Here is a 7,337-nt window from a genome sequence, read left to right as displayed (position 1 = left end):
GGTCCCACCTTCTTGGGGCGCGGGGAACTGCGCGACCAGCCCCCACTCAGCCGCACCCGACGAACGACCTCACCGCGCCGACGCAGTCACCCGCTCACTCTCGATCCGCTTCGCGATCCCTTCCTCCCCCAGCTCCCCCAGATGCCGGCACAGCACCACCGACCCCCCGACCGCGAGCGGCGCGTACAACCCCGCGCTCAGCCCCTCCCACGTGTCGTACCCCAGCCCCGACAGCAACCGCGACCCCGGCCCGGTCAGATCCAGCCCCGCCGCATCCCCGAGCGCCCGCTCCACGACCTCGGCCCCGCTCAGCTCCGCCCCCGCCACGATCAGCGCGGGCTCCTCCGGATCCACGGGCGAGAACGGCACGAACCGGTCCCCCTGGCTCGGCACCTCGACGGCGTAGTCGACGAACCCCTCCGGAGCCTGCGGGAACCGCCCACCCAGCGGCCGCAGCGCGAGAGCGACCCGCTCCCCCCGGCACGCCCGCGCCGCCTCCAGCGAGTCCGGCCCGCTGACGACGACGTCGGCCACCGCCGGGTCCCCGGCCACGTCGGCGATCGCGCCCACCGACGAACAGGCCAGCAGCCACACCGCCGTCTGCCAGTGCGCCGGCAACAGCAGAGCGACCCGGTCACCCGGCCCCGCCGCCAGGTCGCCCTGCAGCAGGTTCGCCGTCTTGGCCACCCAATTGGCGAAGGTGGCCACGGACAATTCGACGCGCTCGCCCGTCGCGTCGTCGTAGAAGGTCACCAGGGGGCGTCCGGGATCCGCGGCGAGCGCGGAACGCAGCAGGTCGGCAGGGGTGCGATCGGTGGCGTTCACCCGCGCAAGGGTACGCCGCGCCCGCTGCCCGCACCGCCTGGCGGGGCCACCGGTTCGGCGTAACCGGACCCGACGGACCGTCAATTCCCCGATGGGCAGGTTTGTCTGACTGTGTTCAATATCAGGGGCATGCGTGGATTCCTGACTTGCTCGATCGGCGTCACCTGCGCGGCGGCTCTCACCCTCCCGCCGACCGTGCTCAACGCGCCGTCCGCGTCCGCGGCCGCCGCACCGGCGGACCGGACCACGACGACGGCCCTCCCCGGCAGCACCCAGTCGCTGCCCCTCGCCCCCCTCGCCCCCCGCGCCCGTGAGCGCGTTCTCGGCCGGGCCCCCGAACAGGGCGCGTACAGCACCGACGTACGGCACTTCTCACTCGTCGGCGTCGTCTGGGACAACCCCGGAGCCGAACTGCACGGCCAGGTCCAGGTGCGCACCCGGTCCGCCGCCACCGGCGACTGGTCGGGCTGGCAGGACGTCGACACGCACAACGCCGACCACGGCGCCGACCCGGACACGGCGGAGGCCGCCTCCGGCCGGGTGCACGGCGCCACCGCGCCCCTGTGGGTGGGCGACTCGGACGGAGTCGACGTACGGGTACGCGCAGACGCAGACGCAGACGCAGACGCGGACGCGGACACCAACGCGGACACCAACCCAGACCTGGACACCGACACCGGCGACGACTCCGTCCCGCGCGACAGCGGCCCCGGGCCCGGCGTCGGACGTGACCTGCTCCCGGCGGGCCTGCGCCTCGAACTCGTCGACCCGGGCGAGGAGATCCCGGCCCAGGGCCCGCCGGCCGACAGCCCCCGTACCGACACCGCGGCCGACGCGGCGGCCGCGGTCAACGCCGACCTCGTGTCCTTCGCCGCCGCCGAGATCCCCGCGCTGAACCGGGAGGACACCGAACGCGAACTCGGGCAGCTGAGCGGCGCCGAGGCCCCGCTCGCGAAGCCGTACATCGGACCGCGTCCGAGGATCGTCACCCGCCACGGCTGGGGCGCCGACGAGTCGCTGCGCGAGAAGGGGTTCGTCTACACGGGGAAGATCAAGGCGGCCTTCGTCCACCACACCGCCACCGGCAACGGATACCGCTGCTCCGAGGCCCCGTCCGTCATCCGCAGTATCTACCGCTACCACGTCGTGAGCATGGGCTGGCGGGACATCGGCTACAACTTCCTCGTCGACAAGTGCGGAACCATCTACGAGGGCCGCGCCGGGGGAGTGGCGAAGGCCGTCAGAGGCGCCCACACGCTCGGGTTCAACAACCACAGCATGGGGATCGCGGTGATCGGCACCTACGGCTCGCACAAGCCCTCCGCGGCCGCCGTGACCGCCGTCGCCAAGCTCACCGCGTGGAAGCTCGGACTCTTCGGTGCCAATCCGAAGGGAAAGACATATCTGAAGTCCGCGGGTGGCAATCTCTACCCAAAGGGGAAGAACGTACGACTGAACGTGATCTCCGGCCACCGGGACGGGTACGCCACCGAATGCCCAGGCGCCAAGCTCTACGCCAAGCTCGGCTCGGCCCGGACCAGCTCCGCGCACCTGCAGGGACGCTGAGAACGCGTCTGCAGGGACGCTGAGGACGGGGGCCGCGTTCATCGCCGTCGGGGGCAGTCGGGGGAAACCGCACACCCATGCCGCGTGGCATCACGCGGCCGTCGAGGGCGCCGTCGCACGGTCTGCATACACTGGCCGGCCGACAGAGAGTTCGGCCGGTCCCGGCAGGAAGCAGAGACGACAGGTGACAGAAGCGATCCTCCTGGTCGGCGGCAAAGGCACCCGGCTGCGCCCGCTCACGGTCCACACGCCCAAGCCGATGGTCCCGGCGGCCGGTGTGCCGTTCCTGACGCACCAGCTGGCCAGAGCCAGAGCGGCGGGCGTGGAGCACATCGTCCTCGCGACGAGCTACCTGGCGGACGTCTTCGAACCGTACTTCGGCGACGGCGCGGCACTCGGCCTGCACATCGAGTACGTCACCGAGGAGGAACCCCTCGGCACCGGCGGCGCGATCCGCAACGTGGCCGCCCGGCTGCACTCGGGCCCCGACGACCCGGTCCTGATCTTCAACGGCGACATCCTGACGGGCCTGGACATCGGCGCCCTGGTGGCCACGCACGAGTCGACCTCGGCGGACGTCTCCCTCCACCTCACGCAGGTGACCGACCCCCGCGCGTACGGCCTCGTCCCCACCGACGAGACGGGCCGTGTCCTCGCTTTCCTGGAGAAGCCCCAGACCCCCGAGGAGATCGTCACCGACCAGATCAACGCGGGAGCGTACGTCTTCCGCCGCTCGGTCATCGACACGATCCCGGCGGGCCGCCCGGTGTCGGTGGAGCGCGAGACCTTCCCCGAGCTGCTCGCGGCCGGCGCCCATCTCCAGGGCATGGTCGACTCCACGTACTGGCTGGACCTCGGCACACCCGCGGCCTTCGTGCGCGGCTCGGCGGACCTCGTCCTGGGCCGCGCCCCGTCCCCGGCGGTCCCCGGCCGCTGCGGCGACCGCCTCGTCCTCCCCACGGCCCGGGTCGCGGCGGACGCGAAGCTGACGGGGGGCACGGTGGTGGGCGAGGGCGCGTTCGTGGCGGAGGGCGCGCGGGTCTTCGGCTCGACGATCCTCCCGGGCGCCGTGATCGAACCCGGCGCCGTCATCACCGACTCCCTGATCGGCAACCGCGCCCGTGTCGGCGAACGCTCGGTCCTTACGGGCACGGTGATCGGCGACGGCGCGGTCATCGGCGCCGACAACGAACTGCGGGACGGCGCGAGGGTGTGGTGCGACGCGAGGATCCCGGCAGGGGCGGTGCGGTTCTCCTCGGACCAGTAGGGGGTGGCTGCCGGAGTCGTCCGGCTGCGGACGCGTGGGGGCTGCTCGCGCAGTTCCCCGCGCCCCTAAAAAAACTCAGCTGCGGGCAGGCGTGCCGCAGGGCGGCACGGGTGGGCGCTGGGGGTCCCCCCGGCCGAAGGCTGGGGGAGGCACCCTGCCAGCGCCGGCAAGCGTCCCCACCCCCCCGCCCCGCACATCACAACCGGCCGATATCCCCTCGCGGCATCCGCGGCGCCCGCCGCTTCGGCACCTGCCCACTCAGCAAGATCAACCGAGCCGCCCGATGCCGCTGCCCCGCATACGGCTCGAGCAGCCGCAGCATCACCTCGTCGTCGGCATGCCGGTCCCCGGCCAACGCAAACCCCACGATCCCCGGCAGGTGCAGGTCCCCGACCGTCACCGCGTCCGCCGCCCCATGACTGCGCTGCACGGTCTCCGCCGACGTCCACGGCCCCACCCCCGGCACCACCTCCAGCCGCGCCTGCGCCGCCTCCGCCGTCATCCCCACGGCCTGCTCAAGCCGCGCAGCGACCCGTACCGCCCGCAGAATCGTCGAGGCCCGCTTGTCGTCGACCCCGGCCTTGTGCCACTCCCAGGAAGGAATCAGCGCCCAGGTGCGGGGCGCCGGCATCACCCACATCGGCCGCTCACCCACCCCCGCGGGACCCGGCGCCCGCTCCCCGAACCTCCGCACCAGCAACCGCCAGGCCCGGTAGGCCTCGTCGGTCGTCACCTTCTGCTCCAGGACCGACGGAACCAACGACTCCAGCACCAGCCCGGTCCGCGTCAGCCGCAGCCCCGGCCGCCGATGCAGGGCCGCCGCCACGACCCGGTGCCGGGGTACGAACGCGGAGGGGTCGTCGGCGGACCCGAGCATCTCCGGCAGCTGCTCCAGCAGCCAGTCGGCCCCCGGCCCCCAGGCCTCCCCGCGTGCCTCACCGCCGTACACGGCGACCCGGAGCGTCCCCGGCCCGGCGGGCGTCAGACTGGCCCGCCACACGGACCCGTCACGGGTGGCCCGGAAGGTCGGATCCCCGGGCCCCCGCCGCAGCGGCCCCAGCACGAGCCCCAGATCAAGAGCCCCGCCCGGCTTCCACACCCGAACCCGCCCGGGCGCGGCAGCCTGCCGAGGCACGCCGGCAGGCACGACAACCTGCCCACCCCGCACCGTCGTACGCGTGGGCTTAGGAGCAAACCGACCAGCCACCCAAAGAATCCTAGGCCTCAAGCGCCCCTGAAAGGGGCGCGGGGCTGTGTCCGATATGCGGCTCCGCCGCGTGGGCGCGATCAACCCCCACAACCCGCACTCGCCGACGAACCGGTGCACCCCGAACCGCAGGCGCAAAGCAGCTCACCGCACCTCGACAAAGTCCCCGACCTCCCTCGGCGCCCTCTCCCTCGGCTCCTCCGCGGCCTTCCCCACCGCAACCGCCCCCATCGGATCCCACCCCTCCGGCAGATCCAACACCTCCCGCACCACATCCCGGCAGAACATCGTCGACGACACCCACGCCGACCCCAACTGCTCCCCGGCCAGGGCCACCAGCAGGTTCTGCACCGCGGCCCCCGCTGCGACCACGAACATCTCCCGCTCGGCCGCGTCGCGCCGCGGATCCCCGTACGTGTGCGACCCCTCCATCACCAGGCACGGCACGACCAGGTACGGCGCGTTCCGCAGCACATCGCCCCGCCGTACCCGCTTGGCGATGGACTCCTCCGACCTGCCGTCCTTCCTCAGGTCGGCGATCCACGCGTCCCGCATCGCGTCCAGCAGTGCGACGCGGGCCTCGGCCGACTCCAGCAGCACGAACCGCCACGGCGTCGTGTGATGCGGCGCCGGCGCGGTCACGGCCGCGGCGACCGCCCGCCGTACCGCCCCGGGGTCGACGGGGTCGTCGGTGAAGGCCCGCACCGTCCGCCGCAGGGTCACCGCCTCCCGGACCGCCTCGGACGTCCCGAGCCGGAACATGTCGCTGCCCGCGTCCCGGACCAGTGCCCGCGCGCCGTCCTCGTCGTCTTCGTCGCCGGCGTCCGCCACGACGTGCGCGAGGCCCCGCACCACGGCGACCGGCATCCCCGTCGCCTTGCCCTTCACCAGGTCCCCGGCGGCGGCCAGCTCGTCGGCCGTGGCGACGACCGTCGCGACCAGCGGATTGCCGTACGCGTCCACGCCCCCGCGCAGGTCGTCCAGCACCTCCACGCCGGCGGCGCCGATGGTGACGTCCGTGAGCCCCGAGCGCCAGGGTCGCCCGAAGGTGTCCGTGACGATCACGCCGACGTTGACGCCCAGCGCGTCCCGGAGGCCTGCGCGGACGGCCCGGGCCGAGGCGTCGGGATCCTCGGGCAGCAACAGCACGGTCCCGGCCGGGGTGTTGGACGCGTCCACGCCCGCCGCGGCCATGACCAGGCCCTGCCGGTTCTCCACGATCCGCAGGGTCCCGCGGCGGGCGACCACCCGCACGGTCTCGGCGTCGATCGCCGCCTCCCGGTCGGCCGCCTCGACGATCCGGCCCTCGGCCTTGGAGACGATCTTGGAGGTGACGATCACCACGTCCCCGTCGGCCAGCCCCGGCTCCGCCGCGGCGATCAGCTTGGCCAGGTCGTCGCCCTGCTGGACCTCGGGGATCCCGGGCAGCGCCCACACCCGGAACGCGGGCACCGCGTCGGCCGCGCCTGCGGTCCCGGTCGTGCCGGTCGCGTCGGTCATGCCCCGCGCACCTCCTCGGCCAGCGCCAGCGCCTCCCGGGCCATCTGCGCGGCCGCGTCCAGGTCGGTCATCATCAGCGGTACGGCCCGGCAGCGGATGCCGGCCGCCTCCACGCGCGCGACGCTGCCCTCGTCCACGGAGTCGACGAGCCAGCCGTCCAGCAGCCCGGAGCCGTAGTGCTCGGCGACCGCCGCCGCCGTCGACTCCACGCCCACCGCCGCGAGCACCTTGTCGGCCATCCCGCGCACCGGCGCGTCCCCGACGATGGGGGAGAGGCCCACCACGGGCACCCCGGCCTCGGCGATCGCCTCCCGGATGCCGGGCACCGCGAGGATCGTGCCGACGGAGACCACCGGGTTGGACGGCGGGAAGAGGATCACGTCCGCCTCGGCGACGGCCTCCAGGACGCCGGGCGCCGGCTTGGACTGCTCGGCGCCGACGGGCACGACCGCCTCGGCGGGGACGCCCGCCCGCAGCCGTACCCAGTACTCCTGGAAGTGCACCGCCCTGCGCTCGCCGTCGACCTCGACGGCCACATGGGTCTCGACCCGGTCGTCGGTCATCGGGATCAGCTTCACGCCCGGCTTCCAGCGGTCGCACAGTGCCTCGGTCACCGCGCTCAGCGGATAACCGGCGCCCAGCATCTGGGTGCGCACGATGTGCGTCGCGAAGTCCCGGTCGCCGAGCCCGAACCAGTCCGGCCCCACCCCGTAGGCGGCGAGCTCCTCCTTCAGGTGGAAGGTCTCGTCGGTCCGCCCCCAGCCCTGCTCCTCGTTGATGCCGCCACCGAGCGTGTACATCACCGTGTCGAGGTCCGGACAGACCTTCAGCCCGAAGAGGTGGATGTCGTCCCCGGTGTTGCCGATGACGGTCACGTCGGCGTCCGGCACGGCCTGCTTCAGACCGCGCAGGAACCGGGCACCGCCGATACCGCCTGCCAGAACCACAATGCGCATGCGCCAAGTCTTGCAG

General features: G+C 73.4%; 6 protein-coding genes. 2 read left to right on the top strand and 4 right to left on the bottom strand.

Translation table 11 applies throughout. The annotated features are described in order from the left end of the window. Positions 1–69 precede the first annotated feature (69 nt). Positions 70–825 carry a TIGR03089 family protein gene (locus tag ABZ887_RS12360; RefSeq protein WP_361286793.1) on the bottom strand — a complete coding sequence of 252 codons (756 nt, stop codon included), beginning with the start codon at positions 823–825 and terminating at the stop codon, positions 70–72. Positions 826–954: 129 nt separating this feature from the next. Here ABZ887_RS12360 and ABZ887_RS12355 point away from each other — a divergent pair, with 129 nt between their 5' ends. Together ABZ887_RS12355 and ABZ887_RS12350 are read left to right on the top strand one after the other, a co-directional pair. Continuing rightward, positions 955–2,391 carry a peptidoglycan recognition protein gene (locus tag ABZ887_RS12355; protein ID WP_361286790.1) on the top strand — a complete coding sequence of 479 codons (1,437 nt, stop codon included), beginning with the start codon at positions 955–957 and terminating at the stop codon, positions 2,389–2,391. A gap of 184 nt (positions 2,392–2,575) precedes the next feature. Beyond that, complete coding sequence (locus tag ABZ887_RS12350) at positions 2,576–3,658, top strand: NDP-sugar synthase (RefSeq protein ID WP_361286787.1); 1,083 nt, start codon at positions 2,576–2,578, stop codon at positions 3,656–3,658. 196 nt (positions 3,659–3,854) lie between these two features. Here ABZ887_RS12350 and ABZ887_RS12345 read toward each other — a convergent pair whose 3' ends face one another. The 3 genes from ABZ887_RS12345 to cofD form a co-directional block, all read right to left on the bottom strand. Continuing rightward, on the bottom strand, positions 3,855–4,865 hold the full coding sequence (locus ABZ887_RS12345) for a DNA-3-methyladenine glycosylase 2 family protein (protein ID WP_361286784.1): 1,011 nt from the start codon (positions 4,863–4,865) through the stop codon (positions 3,855–3,857). Between the two features lie 144 nt (positions 4,866–5,009). Then, positions 5,010–6,365: a coenzyme F420-0:L-glutamate ligase gene (locus tag ABZ887_RS12340; RefSeq protein WP_361286781.1), complete on the bottom strand. Its 1,356-nt coding sequence runs from the start codon at positions 6,363–6,365 to the stop codon at positions 5,010–5,012. Beyond that, entirely contained in the window at positions 6,362–7,321 is a 960-nt protein-coding gene (gene cofD, locus ABZ887_RS12335; protein WP_361286778.1) for a 2-phospho-L-lactate transferase, read from the bottom strand. Before cofD ends, ABZ887_RS12340 begins: the two co-directional genes overlap by 4 nt. Positions 7,322–7,337 lie beyond the last annotated feature (16 nt).

It is taken from the genome of Streptomyces sp. NPDC047061, from assembly GCF_040643955.1.
Lineage (GTDB): Bacteria > Actinomycetota > Actinomycetes > Streptomycetales > Streptomycetaceae > Streptomyces.
The sequence above is the reverse complement of the archived record's forward strand: the minus strand, read 5'-3'. Positions and strand labels throughout refer to the sequence as shown.

Excerpts from the sequence above, each read along its gene's own strand:
- ABZ887_RS12355 (WP_361286790.1), top strand. The coding sequence starts at position 955 with ATGCGTGGATTCCTGACTTGCTCGATCGGCGTCACCTGCGCGGCGGCT.
- ABZ887_RS12340 (WP_361286781.1), bottom strand. The coding sequence starts at position 6,365 with ATGACCGACGCGACCGGCACGACCGGGACCGCAGGCGCGGCCGACGCG.
- cofD (WP_361286778.1), bottom strand. The coding sequence starts at position 7,321 with ATGCGCATTGTGGTTCTGGCAGGCGGTATCGGCGGTGCCCGGTTCCTG.